At 65.8% G+C, this 17,764-nt stretch carries 17 protein-coding genes; 9 read left to right on the top strand and 8 right to left on the bottom strand.

Annotation, left to right across the window (positions count from 1 at the left end; genetic code table 11):
• Positions 1-45: 45 nt before the first annotated feature.
• Positions 46-1,014, bottom strand: coding sequence for an agmatinase (gene speB, locus AAF563_14110; GenBank protein ID MEM7122414.1), 969 nt, complete (start codon positions 1,012-1,014; stop codon positions 46-48).
• A gap of 251 nt (positions 1,015-1,265) precedes the next feature.
• Here speB and AAF563_14105 point away from each other — a divergent pair, with 251 nt between their 5' ends.
• The gene (locus tag AAF563_14105) at positions 1,266-2,288 is read left to right on the top strand and encodes an Ldh family oxidoreductase (GenBank protein MEM7122413.1); all 1,023 of its coding nucleotides are present in this window, start codon (positions 1,266-1,268) and stop codon (positions 2,286-2,288) included.
• Here AAF563_14105 and AAF563_14100 read toward each other — a convergent pair.
• Complete coding sequence (locus AAF563_14100; protein ID MEM7122412.1) at positions 2,285-3,769, bottom strand: PLP-dependent aminotransferase family protein; 1,485 nt, start codon at positions 3,767-3,769, stop codon at positions 2,285-2,287. The two genes, AAF563_14105 and AAF563_14100, sit on opposite strands and share 4 nt — an antisense overlap.
• A 97-nt stretch (positions 3,770-3,866) precedes the next feature.
• Between AAF563_14100 and AAF563_14095 the strand changes: the two genes are divergently transcribed.
• The 4 genes from AAF563_14095 to AAF563_14080 all read left to right on the top strand — a co-directional run bounded on the left by AAF563_14095 (position 3,867) and on the right by AAF563_14080 (position 7,638).
• Positions 3,867-4,580 (top strand): GNAT family protein, encoded by a 714-nt coding sequence (locus AAF563_14095; GenBank protein MEM7122411.1) that lies wholly within the window; start codon positions 3,867-3,869, stop codon positions 4,578-4,580.
• On the top strand, positions 4,577-5,974 hold the full coding sequence (locus AAF563_14090; protein MEM7122410.1) for an amidase: 1,398 nt from the start codon (positions 4,577-4,579) through the stop codon (positions 5,972-5,974). The genes AAF563_14095 and AAF563_14090 overlap by 4 nt, the downstream gene beginning before the upstream one ends.
• Before the next feature lie 265 nt (positions 5,975-6,239).
• Positions 6,240-6,980 carry a class I SAM-dependent methyltransferase gene (locus AAF563_14085; protein MEM7122409.1) on the top strand — a complete coding sequence of 247 codons (741 nt, stop codon included), beginning with the start codon at positions 6,240-6,242 and terminating at the stop codon, positions 6,978-6,980.
• 4 nt (positions 6,981-6,984) lie between these two features.
• Positions 6,985-7,638, top strand: a complete 654-nt coding sequence (locus AAF563_14080) for a pyridoxamine 5'-phosphate oxidase family protein (protein MEM7122408.1) — start codon at positions 6,985-6,987, stop codon at positions 7,636-7,638.
• Here AAF563_14080 and AAF563_14075 read toward each other — a convergent pair.
• From AAF563_14075 to AAF563_14065, 3 genes are read right to left on the bottom strand one after another with little or no spacing between them, the layout of a single operon-like run.
• Positions 7,635-8,567, bottom strand: a complete 933-nt coding sequence (locus AAF563_14075; protein MEM7122407.1) for a tetratricopeptide repeat protein — start codon at positions 8,565-8,567, stop codon at positions 7,635-7,637. The two genes, AAF563_14080 and AAF563_14075, sit on opposite strands and share 4 nt — an antisense overlap.
• A 5-nt stretch (positions 8,568-8,572) precedes the next feature.
• The gene (locus AAF563_14070; GenBank protein ID MEM7122406.1) at positions 8,573-8,737 is read right to left on the bottom strand and encodes a succinate dehydrogenase assembly factor 4; all 165 of its coding nucleotides are present in this window, start codon (positions 8,735-8,737) and stop codon (positions 8,573-8,575) included.
• A gap of 2 nt (positions 8,738-8,739) precedes the next feature.
• Complete coding sequence (locus AAF563_14065; protein MEM7122405.1) at positions 8,740-9,093, bottom strand: hypothetical protein; 354 nt, start codon at positions 9,091-9,093, stop codon at positions 8,740-8,742.
• Positions 9,094-9,229: 136 nt separating this feature from the next.
• Here AAF563_14065 and htpX point away from each other — a divergent pair, with 136 nt between their 5' ends.
• The 4 genes from htpX (at position 9,230) to AAF563_14045 (ending at position 13,891) form a co-directional block, all read left to right on the top strand.
• The gene (gene htpX / locus AAF563_14060; GenBank protein ID MEM7122404.1) at positions 9,230-10,078 is read left to right on the top strand and encodes a zinc metalloprotease HtpX; all 849 of its coding nucleotides are present in this window, start codon (positions 9,230-9,232) and stop codon (positions 10,076-10,078) included.
• A gap of 130 nt (positions 10,079-10,208) precedes the next feature.
• The gene (locus AAF563_14055) at positions 10,209-11,495 is read left to right on the top strand and encodes a transcription antitermination factor NusB (protein ID MEM7122403.1); all 1,287 of its coding nucleotides are present in this window, start codon (positions 10,209-10,211) and stop codon (positions 11,493-11,495) included.
• Positions 11,496-11,512: 17 nt separating this feature from the next.
• On the top strand, positions 11,513-12,172 hold the full coding sequence (rpe, locus tag AAF563_14050) for a ribulose-phosphate 3-epimerase (protein MEM7122402.1): 660 nt from the start codon (positions 11,513-11,515) through the stop codon (positions 12,170-12,172).
• 9 nt (positions 12,173-12,181) lie between these two features.
• A complete protein-coding gene (locus AAF563_14045; protein ID MEM7122401.1) occupies positions 12,182-13,891 on the top strand; it encodes a heparinase II/III family protein in 1,710 nt (569 codons plus the stop codon).
• 7 nt (positions 13,892-13,898) lie between these two features.
• Here the strand turns inward: AAF563_14045 and AAF563_14040 are convergent, their stop codons facing one another.
• From AAF563_14040 to AAF563_14030, 3 genes are read right to left on the bottom strand one after another with little or no spacing between them, the layout of a single operon-like run.
• Positions 13,899-15,092, bottom strand: a complete 1,194-nt coding sequence (locus AAF563_14040) for a glycosyltransferase family 4 protein (protein ID MEM7122400.1) — start codon at positions 15,090-15,092, stop codon at positions 13,899-13,901.
• Positions 15,026-16,909 carry an asparagine synthase (glutamine-hydrolyzing) gene (gene asnB / locus AAF563_14035; protein ID MEM7122399.1) on the bottom strand — a complete coding sequence of 628 codons (1,884 nt, stop codon included), beginning with the start codon at positions 16,907-16,909 and terminating at the stop codon, positions 15,026-15,028. The genes AAF563_14040 and asnB overlap by 67 nt, the downstream gene beginning before the upstream one ends.
• A 9-nt stretch (positions 16,910-16,918) precedes the next feature.
• Positions 16,919-17,764 (bottom strand): glycosyltransferase family A protein, encoded by an 846-nt coding sequence (locus AAF563_14030; protein MEM7122398.1) that lies wholly within the window; start codon positions 17,762-17,764, stop codon positions 16,919-16,921.

The following is a 17,764-nucleotide window of genomic DNA, read 5'->3' as shown; positions in this document are numbered from 1 at the left end:
GAAAGCTAATTTAAAAAGCAAATGATTGCTATATTTCTTTGGCCCTTAGCCGCCGTCGTCCGTCTCGATCATGACCGGTCGGTCGACGGCTAGAACGTGCAGCATCTGGTACATGATCGAGGCGCCGGCCAGCGACGTGACCTCTCCGACATCGTACTCCGGCGCAACCTCCACAAGGTCCATGCCGATAAGGTCGAGGCCCTTGAGCTGGCGCAGCACGTCGAGCGCCACGGTCGTCGTCGGCCCGCCGACCACGGGCGTACCGGTGCCCGGCGCATAGGCGGGATCCAGAAAGTCGATGTCGAAGGTGACATAGGCCTTGTTGTCGCCGACGACGTCACGGATCTGCGCGCCGATGTCGTCAACGGAACGCCGCTGCATCTGCCAGCCGTCGATGACGTTGAAGCCATCCTTGTAGCTGACATGCATGCGGATCCCCATGTGGATCGAGCGCGCGGGGTCGATCAGCCCGTCCTTGGTCGCGTGATAGAACATGGAACCGTGGTTCAGGTTGTCGGTGCGCGACGTGTCGGTGTGGGCGTCGAAGTGGATCAGCGACAGGCCCTTGCCGTGGTGTTTGGCGGCGGCGCGCAGCAGCGGGTAGGTCACGAAGTGGTCGCCACCCATGGTCATGGGGAAACACCCGGCTTCGAAAAAACCACGGGTGTTGGTTTCGACCGAAGACATCATGCGGTCGGGGTAGCCGATGTCGAAGGCATGATCGCCCCAGTCGATAACGGCAAGACGATGCATGGGATCAAAGTCATAAGGCCATTGCGGCCCCCAGGACATGTGGGTCGAGGCCTGGCGGATGGCGCGCGGCCCGAAACGGCTGCCGGGCCGGTTCGATGTGCCGAGGTCATAGGGAATGCCGGACACCACCACATCGACACCGGCCAAGTCGCGGGTGTAACGGCGGCGCAAAAACGACATCGCGCCGGCATAGGTGAAGTCGTCAGCCGTGCCGTAGAGCGATGGTGCCCTGAATGCGAAGTCACCCCGTTCGTTCGTCATGTTGATCCTCCCCCGCCATGTCGATCCGACTCTAGGTCGGATCGCGATTGATCAATAGGTAGAGCAGATTTACGCAGTCTATCTGGCTGGCGAGCGATTCAGATAGACTGTGATCTGCTTCAATCGTCCCCAGCGACGTGGCCAATCTGTCGGCGAGACATCATCGATCGGTAGCACGGACGACATTGGCGGGGCATCATCATGGCGTCCGCGTTCGCCGACCCGCTCATCGCCACAGGAAGTGTCTCGCCATGCCCATTGTTGCCGCCGACCGTTTGCGACACCTGGCCGAGGACACGCTGCGCGCCGCCGGCGCCAGCCACGCGGTCGCCGTGACGGTCGCCACCCATTTGGTCGAGTGCAACATGCGCGGCGTCGACTCCCATGGCGTCAACCGCATTCCGTCTTACCTCGAACTCATCGCATCGGGCTTTATCGATGCCCATGCCGAGCCCGTGCTGCACGGCCAGGAGGGCAACGTGTTGCGCGTCAACGGCGCCGGCGGTTTCGGTATCGCCGCCATGGAGCTGGCGGCCGAGCAATTGCCGGCCACCGTGAGCGGATCGGGCATCGCGGCGGCGGCCATTACCAATTGCGGTCACACCGGCCGCATCGGCGCCTATGCCGACTCGCTCGCCGAGCACGGCATGGTGGCGATCATCCTGGGCGGCGGCGGCCATCAGGAATGGCCGGCGGTTGCACCGTTCGGCGGCGCCCGGGGCCTGCTCGGCACCAACCCCTACGCCTTCGCCATGCCGGGCGGCCAGCACGGCAACGTCGTCGTCGATTTCGCGACCTCGGCAACCGCGCAGGGCAAGCTGGCGGTGGCGCGTGCCGAGGGAAAGGCGGCGCCGCCCGGCCACATTCTCGACCGCGACGGCCAGCCAACTTCCGATGTCGATGCGTTCTATGCCGGCGGCGCCATCCTGCCGGCCGCTGGGCCGAAGGGCTATGGCATGGCGTTGATCGCCGAACTCGTCGGCTATGCGCTGCTGTCAAACCCGCTGGAATACAACTGGCTGATGATCGGTATCGACATCGCCCATGTCCGACCGGGCGGCGGGTACGACCGCGACGCCGCCGACATCCTTGCCAAGGTCAAAGCCGTGCCCGGCATGCCGGGCGTCGACGAGGTCATGATCCCGGGCGAGCCGGAACGCCGGCTGAGAGCCGAACGCCGCAAGGCCGGCGTGCCGGTCGCCGACGGCGTGTGGGACGGCATCGCCAAGGCGGCAGAGGGTGTTGGCATTCACGCAGACGCCTATCTCACCTAACCAGACAACGCTTCGGCCAGTCGAGCCGCGCCGGCTTCAATCTCGTCTTCAGGTATGGCCGCATAACCGAGCGCCAGGCCGTGGCGCAGATCGGCGCGCGACGCAAAGCCGGAGAGCGGCTGGGTCGTGACGTTGTGCTCGAAGGCGAGAGCAGCGGCCTCGCGGTCGCTCATGCGCCGGCGCACGGGGTTGCTAAGCCAGGCGACGAGATGCATGCCGGCATCATCCGGCTGTACCTCCAACAGGCCTGACCATTGGCGCTTGGCGGCGGCCAGCAGGCATTCCTGGCGCGCCGCGTAGAGCCGGCGCATGCGCCGGACATGCGCCGCGAACAGGCCGTCGTCGATGAACCGCGCCAGCGCCGGCTGGGCAATCGACGGCGGATGGTCGTCGACCGCCGCGCGCACCCGTCGTACGACCTCGACCAGGCCCGGCGGCACCACGAGGTAGCCCAGACGCAGTGAGGGAAACATCACCTTAGAAAAGCTGCCGGCATAGATGACCCGGCCGGCGCGGTCGAGGCCCTGCAGCGAGGCGAGCGGGCGTCCGGCATAGCGGAACTCGCTGTCATAATCGTCTTCCAGAATCCAGGCGTCATTGCGTTCCGCCCAGTCCAGCAGTTCCAGCCGGCGGCCCAGCGACATGGTCGTGCCCAACGGATAGTGATGCGACGGCGTCACGCAGACGAGGCGGGCGCCAGGCGCCAACCGTTCGCCGGCGGCGACATCGATGCCCTGATCGTCGATCGTCACGGCGATCGTCGCTGCGCCAGCGCCGGCCAACGCGCCGCGAACGCCGGGATAGCTGGGGTCTTCGATCCAAACCTGATCGCCGTGGTCAAGCAGCGCGTCCGCGGTCAGGCGGATGCCCTGTTGGACGCCCGCCACGATGATGACCTGCTCGGGCGCGCAGCGCACGGCGCGCGCGGTCCACAGATAGCCGGCGATGGCGCGGCGCAGCGGCGCGTAACCGCCGGCGTCGCCGCCGACCAGTAACGTGCGGTCGGGCCGCCGCCACGCCAGGCTCAAGAGCCTGGCCCACTGATCGAAGGGAAAGTGCTCGAGATCGGGCACCCCGGCCAGGAACGCCTGATGACGCCGGTCGCGGCCCGGCGCCATCGCCAGCAGCCGCGCGCCACGCGCCGACGGTTCGCCCGGCGTGGCTGCCTGCCCGGCCGGTTCCGTCGCACGCGCCGACAAAAGTTCGTCGGGCAGAATCGTCGACACGTAGGTGCCCGAGCCCACCGTGCCCGTCACGTAGCCTTCGGCCAGCAACTGGTCGTAGGCGCTGACCACGGTGTTGCGCGACACGCCGTGATCGGCCGCCAGCGCGCGCGTCGACGGCAGGCGCACACCCGGCGACAGGCGCCCGGCCAGAATCAGCGCGCACAGCTGGTCATAGAGTTGCCGGTGCAGTGGTTCCGGGAGGCTCCGGTCGAAGGCAAGCGGAAGGACGGGATCGGCGGGGACTGACTTGGCCATGGCATCGCGACCCTTGAAGGGGTTCCTTGATTGGCTCCTTTACTTCGCCAAAAAATGGACCTTGAGGCAAGTCCAATTGACCGACAGTCTGACACCCATGATAGAACTTCCACCGCGCCGGGAGCATGGCGAGGCAGTTCCGCATGCGGTCCGCCTGATCCCCGCCCGTACGCCGATCGACGGCACGCGCGTGCGGCTTGAGCCGATCGATCCCCAACGCCATAGCGACGGCCTCTATCGCGCCGGCCATGAGGGCGCCGACGCCGCGGCGATCTGGACCTACCTGCCCTATGGCCCGTTCGCCGACGAAGCGGACTACGGCCGCTGGCTGACCGGCTCGGCGGCCGCGTTCGATCCGATCTTCTTCGCGGTCCGCATGCTGAACCCGGACCGACTGGCCGGCATCGTCAGCTACCTCAACATCGCACCGGCAAGTGCCTCGATCGAGATCGGCCATATCTGGTTCGCCCCGTTCCTGCAGCGCACGCCGGCGGCGACCGAAGCGCTCTATCTTCTCATGCGCCAGGCGTTCGACGACCTCGGCTATCGCCGCCTTGAGTGGAAGTGCAACGCGCTCAACAAAAAGTCGCGCAACGCCGCTTTGCGCTTGGGCTTTGCGTTCGAAGGCGTATTCTTCCGCCACATGATCGTGGACGGGCGAAACCGCGACAGCGCGTGGTTTTCGCTGCTCGACGAAGAGTGGCCGGCCGTGCGCGGTTGTTTCGAGTCCTGGCTTGACCCCGCCAACTTCGATGACGCGGGCAACCAGAAACAGTCGCTGGGAGCGATGACACAGTCCCTTCGGACATGAGCGACGACATCATTTGGCAAAGCGCCGCCGATCTGGCTGCGGGGTTCGACGCGCGAACCCTGTCACCGGTGGAGGCAACGCGCGCCGTACTCGACCGGATCGATCAGGTCGACCCGGTGATCAACGCGTTCTGTCTTCGCGACGATAAGTCGGCGCTTAAGGCGGCCAAGGCATCGGAAGCACGCTGGGCGGCGGGCTCGCCCCTTTCGCCGCTCGACGGCGTGCCGATCTCGATCAAGGATCTGATCGAGACCAAGGGCTGGCCGACCTTGTGCGGCAGCCTGGCGGTCGATCCGGCGGGACCGTGGGAGCGCGACGCGCCTTTGGTCGCCAGGCTCCGCGACGGCGGCGCGGTCCTGATCGGCAAGACGACGACACCGGAGTTCGGCAATTCCGGTATCACCAACAGCCCGCTTACGGGTCTGACGGTGAACCCCTGGGATACCGGGCGCACGCCCGGCGGCTCGTCGGGCGGCAGCGTCGCGGCGGTCGCCGCCGGCTGCGGGCCGGTCTCGATCGGCAGCGACGGCGGCGGCTCGATCCGCACGCCCGCCGCCTTCTGCAGCCTGGTCGGCATCAAGGCGACCTTCGGGCGCGTACCCCAGGATCACGGCAATGATTTCGGCCAGCTCTCGGCCAGCGGTCCGGTGTCACGCACCGTGCGCGACACCGCCATGACCATGAACCTGATCGCGCGCTACGACCCCACCGACTGGCACGCCCTACCCGACAATGGCTGCGACTATGTCGCCGGCCTGGACGCCGGCGTCGCCGGGCTTCGGATCGCCTATAGCGGCAATCTGGGTTTTGCGCCGGTCGAGCCTGAGATCGCCGCGGCGTGCCGCCAGGCGATTGCGATCTTCCAGGAGCTCGGCGCGACCGTGGTCGAGGAGGACCCGCCGATCGAAGATCCAACGCCATGGTTCGATGTCCTCTGGCACGGATTGGCCGCCGCATCGGTCGATGCCATGCCGGCCGAGCAACAGGCGCGGCTGGGTCACGAGATGCTCGAATCGGCTGAGGCGGGCCGCGGCCTGCCGGCGGGCGACCTGCTGGACGCCGACCGCCAGCGCGGCGAGATGGCGCGGGTGATGATCGACTTCCACCGCCGTTTCGACCTCTTGCTGACGCCGGCCTGCACCGTCCTGCCCTTCCCCAATGGCCACGACCATCCGCCCGACTGGGGCATGGAAACGGATAACTACGAAGTCCTGGTCGGCCCGTTCAACGCGACCAAGCAGCCGGCGGTCACCGTACCCTGCGGCTTCAGCACCGGCGGCCTGCCCATTGGCCTGCAGATCGTCGGCCGGCGCTATGAGGACGCCCTCGTGCTCCGCGCCGCGCAGGCCTTCGAAACCGCCCATCCTCTCTATGGTCGCCACCCCACCCTCTGATTGGCCCCCTTACTTTGCCCAAAGTGGACCTTGAGGCGGGACCAATAGACGGCATGATGCCTCCGTTCCAACCCTAAACGGAGAGTAACCATGACCTGGCGAAGTACGATCTGAACCCACCTAACATCGTATGATGCGACGACGGCGCTGAGCCGTACGACGAACCCGTTGGGCGATCTGCCCGCAGCTGGCTTGACGGGGCGTTGGCTCGTCTGCCGGCTGGATTCATCCGAAACCGACAGACGAACGCATTGGAGATAAAATCATGGCCGAGACAAAAGACGGAACCGTTTGGTCCGAAGACGATTCCCAGCACTTCATCGATTACGGCGCCTACTTCGTGCCGGAACGTGATGTGCAGATCGACACCGTCGTCAGTGTGATCCCGGAGCCAGGCGCCCCGGTGCACATGTTAGAGCTGTGCAGCGGCGAAGGCCTGCTGGCCAAAGCCCTGGCGGCCCGTTTTCCTGACGCCACGGTCCACGCCTATGACGGATCGGAAGCCATGCTGGCGTCGACCGCCAAGAAGCTCGGTCAACATGGCGATCAGCACACGACCAAACTGTTCGACATCGCCGACACGAGTTGGCGCCAGTTCGATCAGCCGTTCCATGCGGTGGTGTCGTCGCTGGCGATCCACCACCTGGATGACGCGGGCAAGGCGCAACTCTCCAAGGACATTGCCGCGGCGCTCGCGCCGGGTGGCGTCTTTGTCATCTGCGACCTCGTCGAACCGCGCACGGAGGAGACCAAGGTCCTGTGGGCACGCCATTGGGACGACGGTGTCCGCGAGAGGTCCCTGGCCCTCGATGGCAACGAGAAGATGCTCGACTTCTTCCGCGAGGATGAGTGGAACCACTATGGCGTGCCGGAACCCGACCCGGTCGACCAGCCCTCGACGCTGTTCGATCAACTCACCTGGCTGAAGGAAGCGGGCCTCGTTGATGTCGACGTGCATTGGCTAAGAGCCGGCCACGCGATCTTCTCCGGCCGCAAACCTGGATAAACGCATGAACGACTTCACCCCCAGCAAGAAGACGCGGGTCAAGCGCCTGCATGAACGTGCCCACTATGACCGCGACACGCTTTACACGGTTATCGATGCCGCGATCATGGGCACGGTCGGCTACATCATCGACGACGAACCCTACGTGACGCCGACCAGCATGTGGCGCGAAGGCGATCATCTCTATTGGCACGGCTCGTCGGCAAGCCGCATGTTGCGCACGGTGAAGACGGGCATCCCGGTCTGCGTCAACATCTTCCATCTCGATGGGCTGGTGTTGGCGCGGTCGGGCATGCATTCCAGCATCAACTACCGCTCGGCGACCTTGTTCGGCCACGCCCATATCGTGGAGGACAAGGCCGCCAAGCTCGCCTCACTCGAGGCCTTTGTCGATCACATCACTCCCGGGCGCTGGCCAACCTTAAGGCCGGTGATGGACCAAGAGCTCAAGGCAACCACCGTGGTTGGTATGGAGATCGACGAAGCCTCGGCCAAGATCCGGGTCGGCGGCCCGTCCGATGACGAGGAGGATTACGCCCTCGACATCTGGGCGGGCGTCGTGCCGGTGCGCACGGTGATCGACCCACCGATCGACGACGATCGCCTGAAGGAAGGCGTCCCACAACCGGACCATCTGACCAAGATTTCGTTCGGTTAAGGTAGGTCGGTCAGCGGAATGGGGTCGCAGTACTGATCCTGCGGTTGAAGGCGCGCACAGATGATGTCGGCGTCTTCCTCCGCAGCGATCGGTCCGGCCAGCACCTGATAATAGACGCCGGAACCGCCGCCCAGATCGAGCTTGGCGAGCGCCACGGTCAGGCCGTCGAGCAGATCGGGAAACCGGCTTTGCGCTTCCTGCCAGGCTGCGATCGCATCGTTCTGCTCGCGTTGTGACGCCAGGTGAAGATAGAAACCCGGCGCAGCCGCGGGTGCTGGCGCCGCCTCCGCGGTGGCGGTGCTGGCGAGGTCCGCCGGTGTCGCGCTGTCTGCCGGCTGGAAGGTGACCGGCAGCGAGGCCAGGCTGGCAACCGGCACCAGCGTCACGGTCTCCGGCTCACTCGGACCGGCGGCCGGTGCCACCACCAGATATTCCGGCTGCAACGGTTGAACCCGCTGGCCGGTCCAGCCCTGCTCGGCCACGTCATACCAGCGCCGGGCCGCCGCAAAGTCTTGGACGACACCCAGGCCTTTTTCGTGGAAGTAGCCGAGCTTGAAAGCGGCGCTCGTGTTGCCGCCATCGGCGGCCGACTTATAGAGCGCCGCCGCCGTCGCGTAGTCCCGGTCGACGCCCAGGCCGCGCTCATAGAGGTTGCCCAGGAAGTACCGGGCCAGCGCATCGTCCTGGCGCGCCGCTTCCATGTACCAGGCTGCCGCGCGCCGATAGTCTGGCGCACCGAACACATTGGTCTCATAGAGGTTGCCCATGACCGTCTGGGCGATCGGGTCGCCTTCACGCGCCAGGCGCACGGTCTCCTGCACATCCGGGTTGTCCGGCAGCGAGGCATCGGAAAGACGATCAGCGCATGCGCCAAGCAGCAGTGTCGCTGCCAGCAAACCCTGGCGGCACAAGCGCCCGACATTGTTCATGCCGGTCAGAAGTCGGAGACCCGACCGTTGACCTCCCAGTCGCCATAACGCGTGGGCTCCGGACCCTTGGGTCCGCCGACCTCCTCGGGCAGCGGCTTGCCGTCCGGTCCCAAACGTTGGGTCGCGGGCTTCTTGCCCGTCTCGTCAGGTGTTTTCTTTTCGTCACTCATGCTTATCGGCCGATTGTCTGAACGCGATCGGGATCGGAGTACATGCCGGGTTCATACCACAGGGAGCACTGCGCCAGGCTCAATATGGTGGCGAGCAGAAGATACGCGAACAGATTGGCGCCCAACACCATCGCGTTGGCGATATGCTCGCGCAGCGTGGTACCGCTCGTAAACGCGCCGAACAAGTTGGTATAGGTCTCTTGCGCATCGATTGTCGGGTCGTGATCGAACGTCTTCGGCCGGTTGGCTGCGGGAGTCTGATAGGCCCTGGGCGTCGTCGATCGCGCCGCACGGCGCAGCATGGCTGCTTCTTCGCGGCGTTTGCGGGCCTTTTCGCTCTCCATGACCTCGGGCATCGCTTCTCACCCTTCCGCCTCAGGGTAGTGGATTGAGGGCCTTGGGTCCAATCGGCGGCCCAGCATCTTGACCGGCGGGCACCGCCATCCCCACATGCATGTCCAAGAAAAAAGGGGCATAGGAACGGTAGAGAACATGAACCAAATCAAGACCTTCATGTTGATGGCGGCGATGACCGCGCTCTTCATCGGCGCGGGTTTCCTGCTGGCCGGCGAGGCCGGCATGCTGATCGCGCTGGTTGTCGCCTGCGGCATGAACCTATTCGCCTGGTGGAACTCCGGCTCCATGGTGCTCAGGATGTACAAGGCGCGCGAGGTCAACCGCCAGAACGCGCCGGAATTCTATGGCATCGTCGAACAGCTGGCCCAGCGCGCCGAGCTGCCGATGCCCAAGGTCTATATTATCGACACGCCGCAGCCCAACGCGTTCGCCACCGGACGCAACCCGGAGAACGCCGCCGTCGCGGCGACGACCGGGCTGTTGAAGGCCATGACGTCGGAGGAAATCGCCGGTGTCATGGCGCACGAACTCGCGCATGTGAAGAACCGCGATACCCTGATCATGACAATCACGGCGACCATTGCCGGCGCGCTGACCATGCTTGCCTCCTTCGCCATGTTCTTCGGCGGCAGCCGCAACAATCCGCTCGGCATCGTCGGCGTGCTCTTGATGATGATCCTGGCGCCGATGGCAGCCGGCCTGGTGCAGATGGCGATCAGCCGGACCCGTGAGTACGAAGCCGACAAGATCGGCGCGGAGATCTGCGGCCATCCGCTATGGCTGGCTTCGGCGCTCGAAAAGCTCGAGCGTGGCTCGCGCATCGACAACCGCGAGGCCGAGGACAACCCGGCGACCGCCCATATGTTCATCGTCAATCCGCTGCACGCGCACAGCGTCGATAGCCTGTTCAGTACCCACCCGCGCACCGCCGAGCGCGTCGCGCGCTTGCGCGCCATGGCCGGCGCCGCGGGGCCGTGGGGCTAGCCGGCACCTCACCGTCACGGCACTATGGCGCCATGACCAAATGGACGACATCCGGCGGTGGCGGCCGAGATCATTGGCAAGAGGTCTTGTGTCGTGAGCACTGTCACCTCGCCGTGCGTCAGGGCGGCGCGTGACGCCTGAGAATGCCCGGGCGGTGGCACTTGGCGCTGTCGGGTCCGTGCTCGATCACCGCCGCCCGCTCGACGATGTGCTCGAGACAGACAAGGTCTTCGGCAAACTCGAACTGCGCGATCGGGCGCTGGCCCGCGCCGTCGCATCAGAAACCTTGCGACGTCTGGGCCAGATCGATGACCTCATCCGCTCCTGCCTGGAGCGTCGCCTGCCCAAGCGCGCGTTGATGGCACGCCAGGTGCTGCGCATCGGCGTGGCGCAGCTCCTGTTTCTGGATCTGGCGCCGCACGCCGCGATCTCGACCTCCGTCGATCTGGCGAAAGATGTCTGTCCGCCCTTCGCCAAGCTGGTCAACGCCGTGCTGCGCCGACTTCAGCGCGAAGGCCCAACCAAGATAGAGGCCCAGGATGCAATCCTGCTCAACACACCCGAATGGCTCTTCGATAGTTGGACGACTGCCTATGGCGAGGCGACGGCACGCGCGATCGGGGCGGCCCATCTGACCCGCGCGCCGCTTGACCTGACGGTTGTCAGCGACGGCGATGAATGGGCCCGCCGCCTGGAGGCCGAGCGCCTGCCGACAGGATCCCTGCGTCTCAAGGCGGGCGGCGACGTCACCGACCTGCCGGGCTTCGCCGAGGGCCGCTGGTGGGTGCAGGACGCCGCGGCAGCAATGCCGGCCCGCCTGCTCGGCGATGTCGCCGGCCAGTCGGTAATCGACTTGTGCGCCGCGCCCGGCGGCAAGACGGCCCAGCTCGTCGCGGCCGGCGGCAAGGTGACCGCGGTCGATCTCTCCGACCGCCGCCAGGCGCGCCTGGAGGAGAACCTGAAGCGGCTTTCGCTGACCGCGACACCCATCAGCGCCGACGCCACGACGTGGCAACCGGAAATGCCCGCCGATGCAGTTCTAATCGATGCGCCATGCAGCGGCACCGGCACCATCCGGCGCCATCCCGATATCGCCCGGACCAAACGCCCGGATGACGTCGTACGCCTGGCCGACCTGCAAAGACGCCTGATCGACAATGCGATCTGCATGGTCAGGCCCGGCGGTCTGGTGGTCTACGCGGTCTGCTCCCTGCAGGAAGACGAGAGCGCGGCGCAGACCGAAGCACTCTTGGCGCGCTGTGACGATGTCGAGATTGTGCCCGTCACACCGGCCGAAACCGGCGGCGATCCTGACCTTATCGATGGCACGGGTGCGCTGCGCACCCTGCCTTGCCATTGGCCCGAACGCGGCGGGCTGGATGGCTTCTATGCCGTTCGCTTGCGGCGGATTCGCTAACCTGTTACCTCATCGTCATGCCACAAGCTATTCGCATCGCGCCTTCCATCCTGGCGGCCGACTTTGCCGCGATGGGCGAGGAGATCCGGGCCATCGATCAGGCCGGCGCGGACTACATCCACGTCGACGTGATGGACGGTCACTTCGTGCCCAACCTCACCATCGGCCCGCCAGTGATTGCCAAGCTGCGCCCGCATAGCGCCAAGACATTCGATGTCCATTTGATGATCAGCCCCGTCGACCCGATGCTCGACGCCTTTGCCGATGCGGGGGCGGACATTCTGACTGTGCATCCAGAAGCCGGCCCGCACGTGCACCGTTCGCTTCAGCGCATCAAGGCACTCGGCAAGAAGGCCGGCATCTCGCTCAATCCGGCAACGCCGGCCGACGCGGTTGACCACGTGCTCGATCTTGTCGACCTGGTGCTGGTTATGAGCGTCAATCCCGGCTTCGGCGGTCAAAGCTTCATCCCCTCGACGCTCGACAAGATCATGGCGCTGCGTGCAAAGATTGATGCGACCGGCCGCGACATCGACCTGGAGGTCGACGGCGGTATCACGCCTCAGACCGCACCCCAGGTCATTGCCGCCGGCGCCGACGTGCTGGTTGCCGGCAGCGCCGTCTTCACCGGCGACGCGGCGGCCTACGCGACCAATATCGCCACATTGCGCGGCTAAGCCGTCCCGATGGCCAGCGGAGGCGAGATCGCGCGGCGCCGTCGGCGCGCTATGCGTGGACCAATCGATTCACTGCGCGCGATTGCGTTCGCCAGTCCGCTCTACCGCTTCACCCTGGGCGGACGCCAGCCCGAGCGGCTCGCCCAGGCACCGACCGATCCCTGGCCCGGCGATGCCGAACGCGCTCGCCTGATCATGCAGGGCACCTGGCGGTTTGCCGGCCAGACCCTGCAGTTTGACGGCAAGCCGGGCAGTGTCGAGTGGTACCCGCCGGAAGCATGGGACGGTTGGGTCGCCGAGCTGCACGGCTTCCAATGGCTGCGCGATCTGCGGGAACTGGGCGGCGAGGCACGTGGCGCGGCGCGACACGCCTGCGCCAATTGGATGGCCGAATGCGGCAGCTGGGAACGCTTCTGCTGGCGCCCGGACATTCTGGGCCGGCGCCTGGCGGCCTGGTTGACCCATGGCGGTTTTCTGCTGAACGGCTCCGACATCCTGTTCCGCCGCCGCTTTCTGCAGAGCCTGGCCGAACAGACCCGCCACCTGGCCCGCGTCGTCGGCCACGGGCCCGAGGGCATCGGCCGGATCGCCGCGGTCAAGGCGCTGCTTTACGCCGGCATGACCCTGCCGGGCGCCGAACGACGTCTGCCCCAGGGCCTGCGTCTGCTGGAGCACGAGCTTGACCGGCAGTCGCTGCCCGACGGCGGCCAGGCCGAACGGAACCCGAGCGTGCAGTTCCAGTTGATGCGGGACCTCGTGGAGATCCGCTTCGCCCTGATCGCGGCCAAGAAACCGACGCCGGATTGGCTGCAACTGGCGATCGACCGCACCGCGCCCATGCTGCGCTTTTACCGTCATGGCGATGGCGGGCTGGCGCTCTTCAACGGATCGTCGGAGGAGCAGGCCGAGTTGATCGACAACGTGCTCGCGCTGGGTCAGGCGACCGGCAAACCGACGTCGCGCGCGCTCCAGACCGGTTACGAACGGATCGTCGCCCGGCGCACCTTGTTGCTGGTCGATTCTGGTACGCCGCCGCCGGCCGACTTTGCCGGCGAGGCCCAGGCCGGGCCCCTGAGCTTTGAGATGAGCATTGGGCGCGAACGGATGATCGTGAATGTCGGCGCCTATCGCGGCCCGAACACCGAGTGGCGGGCGGCGTGCCGTGCGACGGCGGCGCATTCGACCCTTGGCATCGACGACAATAACGCCGTCGAGTTCCGCGCCGATGGCACGTTGGGCCGCGCGCCCAAAGAGATCGCGATCGAACGAGACGAACAGGAAGGCGCGACGTGGCTTACCATGAGCCACGACGGCTACCGCGCGAACAGCCGGCTGATGCATCGCCGGCGCCTTTTCATGAATGCCGACGGCACCGATCTGCGCGGCGAGGACATCGCCGAAGGGCCGGGCGGCGAACAGTTCACCCTGCGCTTTCACCTGCACCCGGATGTCCAGGCCGCCGCGATCCGCGACGGCGCCAGCGTCCTGATGCGCCTGGGCTCGGGCGAAGGCTGGCGGTTCCGCGCCCAGGGCGGCGTGGTCTCCGTCGCCGATTCGATCTATCTGGGCGGCAGTACCATGCGCCGCACCAGCCAGATCGTTGTTAGCGGTGGCTTGAACGGCGAATCCACCACCATCAAATGGGCGATCACCGTCCTGCCGAAAGAAAAGAAAAGCCGGCGGAAAAAGAAATCCGCCGGCGATAGCGAGACCGCGTAGTCGCCGGTTAGCTCGTCTTCAATCCCAACAGCTCGAGTTGACGCTCGATGACCTGCTGTTCGTCATAGAGCGTTAAGGCCCGTTCCCGGCCGGCCTCACCCATGCGCGCGCGAAGCGCCGGGTCGTCGGCAAAGCGCGCAAGGGCGTTCTGCAGTGACCGCGCATCCTTGACCGGCACCAGCAGTCCGGTCTCGCCGTCGACGACTTCCTCACGGCTGCCCCTGACATCGGTCGCGACGACCGGCAGGCCGGTCATCATGGCTTCGATGATCGAGCGCGGCATGCCTTCGCGATGAGACGGCAGCGTGAAGATATCGGCGGCACGCAGCAAATCGGGAACATCGTCGCGCTGACCCAGCAAATGAACGCGCGGGGCCAACATCGGGTCGGCCGCGACACGATCCAACGCGTCATCGATGGCATCGGCGTGATCGCTCGCCAGTCGGTCGCCCGCGACCCACAGATGCGCATCGACACCGGCCATGGCGTGAAACAGTTCGGGGTAGCCTTTCTCGGCGACCAACCGGCCCGTCATCATGACGACGACGGCGTCCTCCGGCGTGTCGAGGTCGTCGCGAAGGCGTCGGCGCACGTCGCCATCGCCGGGCGAGAACCTTGCCGTGTCGACGCCGTTGCCGATCGCCTCGACGATGCGGGCACGGGTCAGCTTCAGGCGAAGCGCGGTCTCGGCGTCCTCCTCAGACTGGGTCAACAACACGTCGGTCACGCGGCCCGCGAGCCACTCCAGTGCGATGATCAGACTGCGCTTCGGCCACGCCATGTTTTCGTGAAAGTAGAAACCGTGCGCCGTGTAGACGATATGCGGAACGCCGGCGCGCCATGCGGCGTAGCGCCCGACCAGACTGGCGACCGGTGTATGGACGTGGACGAGATCGAACGATTCATCCTTGAAGAGGCGTTTCAGCGCTGCCGCCGAGCGTCTCTGCGCAAACGGACTCATGCTTCGCTCGATGACGACCGGACGGCAGCGAATGCCGGCGGCTTCAACACGGTCGAGCAACGGTCCCGGCGAGCACACGGCGACGACCTCGTGACCGGCCTCCTGCATGGCGAGGCACAGAGGCAACAGGAACCGGTACATCGTGAAGTCGACCGCGCAGAGCTGACAGATCTTCATGACCAGCCGGCCTCGCGCCGATCCGACCAGGCGGCGAAGCTGATCATCGCCCAAAGGTGCCATGCGGTATCGCGGCGGCCGGACTTCAGATCGTCATACCAGCGCGCCGGCAGGTCCGGCTTGATCAGTCCCTGGCGCTCCAACCGACCTCGGTCTACGGCCCGGCGCGTGAGATCGTCCAGCGGTCCGGTCAGCCAGCGATCGATCGGCAACTCGAAACCCTTCTTCGGCAGGCTGAAGACATCGTCCGGCAGCCAGTCCGAGAAAGCCTTTTTGAGGATCGCCTTGCCTTGGCCAGGTTTGAGTTTCCAGGGACCCGGCATGGCGTTCGCCGAGGCGACGACATGGGGATCGAGAAACGGCGACCGCACCTCGAGGCTCACCGCCATCGAGGTGCGATCGACTTTGGCCAGCATGTCGCCGGGCAGGCCCAGCACCTGATCGCCAATCAAAAGCGCAGTCAACGGATCGTCGGCCGGCGCGTCGCGCCTCGCGATGGCGAATAGCTGTTCGACCGTCGGCGCTTCGCTGGGTACGGCCATCAACACGTCCAGTTCGCCTTCATCGAGCAAACGCGCAAGGCCGGCGCGTCGCGCGATCGCCGGCTTGGCGCCGTGGTCGATAAAACGCTTCAGGCGCCGCGCCTGATCGGTCAGCCGTGATCCCTTACCGTCCGGCAGAGCGCCAACGACCGGTTCGATCAGACCCTCGCGCAGCCAACCGGGCAAGGCGCCATAACGCCCGGCCCAGAACTCGCCCTGATACATGCGATAGCCGCCGAACACCTCGTCGCCGCCGTCACCGGAGAGTGCGACGGTCACGTGCCGGCGGGTTTCACGCGCCAGGATATAGGACGGCAGCGCGGAGGAATCGGCGAACGGCTCGTCCAGGCCGTCGAACATCGGTTCGATCGCGGCAAGCGCATCGTCCGGGCTGACCTCGATCTCCGTATGATCAAGACCCAGATGATCGGCGACACGTCGCGCGGCCGGACGTTCCTCGTAATAGCTGGGAACGCCGGCGAAGCCTACCGTGAAGCTTCTGACATCGCGCGCGTGACGCACCATGGCAGCCGTGACGAGACCGGAGTCGACGCCGCCGGAGAGATAGGCACCAACAGGTACGTCGGCGACCAAACGCGCGGCAACGGCGGCATCGAAACGGTCGGCGAGGTCCCGTGCGGCCTCCGTTTCGTCGGCGTAAGGGCCAGCCGGGGGCGGCGTGACCCAGCTTTCGACCCTGAGGCCGTCTTGCGAAAACCGTGCGAGGTGACCGGGTGCCAGATGACGCACGCCCTGGGCGATCGACCAGGGTTCCGGCAGATAGCGCAGCGCGAAGAAGAGCCGCAAGGCGGCTGGATCGACAGGGCGTTGCGTCGCCTCGAGGCTTTCGAGCGCGACGAGATCGGAAGCGAACGTCAGACGCCGGCCATCACCGGCATAGAGTAGCGGCTTCTTGCCAAAGCGGTCGCGGGCCAGGACGAGCTCGCTGCCGTCCCATAGCGCGAACGCGAACATGCCGTTCAACCGCGGCAGCACGGCAGCGCCCCACTGGCGCCACGCCTTCAACAGCACCTCTGTATCAGACTGGCCACGAAACCGGTGGCCGAGCGTTTCGAGTTCCTGCCGGAGTTCGGCGTGATTATAGATCTCGCCGTTATAGACCAGCGCGAGACCGTCCTCGGTCATCGGCTGGGCGCCGGCCTCGCTGAGATCGATGATGGCGAGGCGGGTATGGCCGAGCGCGGCGCAACGGTCGAACCACGTGCCGTTGGCGTCGGGGCCGCGCGCCTTCAGGCGCGCCACCGCCAGGTCGAGCCGGGGCGCGATTGTCCCGCGGTCGAGACCACCAAGATTGATTTGGCCGGCAATGCCGCACATGGCGGGGCGTCAGGCGGCGGCCGTGCGCCGCACGTGAGAGTGACGCAGAAGGCGGTCGAACAGCGCCTGGAAGAGCGGGCGCGGCAGGACGCGAAAGGCAAGCCACCACAAGAGCAGGAGCGTCGGCGGATAGGTCGACGGCCGCCCCGCCCATGCCTTCTTCATCTTCAGCAGGGACCCCAACCGATAGGTCTCCCGGTGTTTCGCCTGTATACCCGCCCACAGTTCCGCGTAACGCCGGTTCGACAGGGTCTGCAACATGCCGCTGCCGCTGGCGTAGTAGTGGAACAGCGGCTCGGCCATGACATGGCCTTGGGCGCCGGCGAGGCCCAGGCGGATGTTGAAGTCCCAGTCCTCGTAGCCCCAGCGCATGGTCTCGTCGTAACCGCCGACCCGCGTCCACAGCGCCTTTGGTATCAACATGCAATAGGGCAGTTGGTTGAAGAAAAGCTGCTCATAGAGGTTCCAGTTCTTCTGAAGCACCGCCGAGAAATCGCCGAAGACATCGAGCCAGGCGAAGGCAAACGCGTCGTCGCTATCGCCGACCGCATCGAGCGCCTTGGCAACGAAATCCGGCGCGATCCAGTCATCGCAATCCAATGGCAGGACAAAACGCCCCTTTGCCTCTTCGAACGCCCGGTTGCGCGCGCCGGCAAGACCGCGGTTTTCCTGTCGGACGACGCGAACGGACGGATCAAGCGCGTCCAGATAAGCGATGGTGTCGGGATCGGTCGATCCGTCGTCGACAATCAGGATCTCGAGATCGGTAACCGTCTGCGCCCGCACACTGTCCAGCGCGCGATCAAGAAACGCATGCGCGTTGAAACACGGCAGGACAACGCTGACGTCAGGCAT

The organism is Pseudomonadota bacterium, assembly GCA_039028155.1.
In the GTDB taxonomy this organism is placed as follows: Bacteria; Pseudomonadota; Alphaproteobacteria; order SP197; family SP197; genus JANQGO01.
The sequence above is the reverse complement of the archived record's forward strand: the minus strand, read 5'-3'. Positions and strand labels throughout refer to the sequence as shown.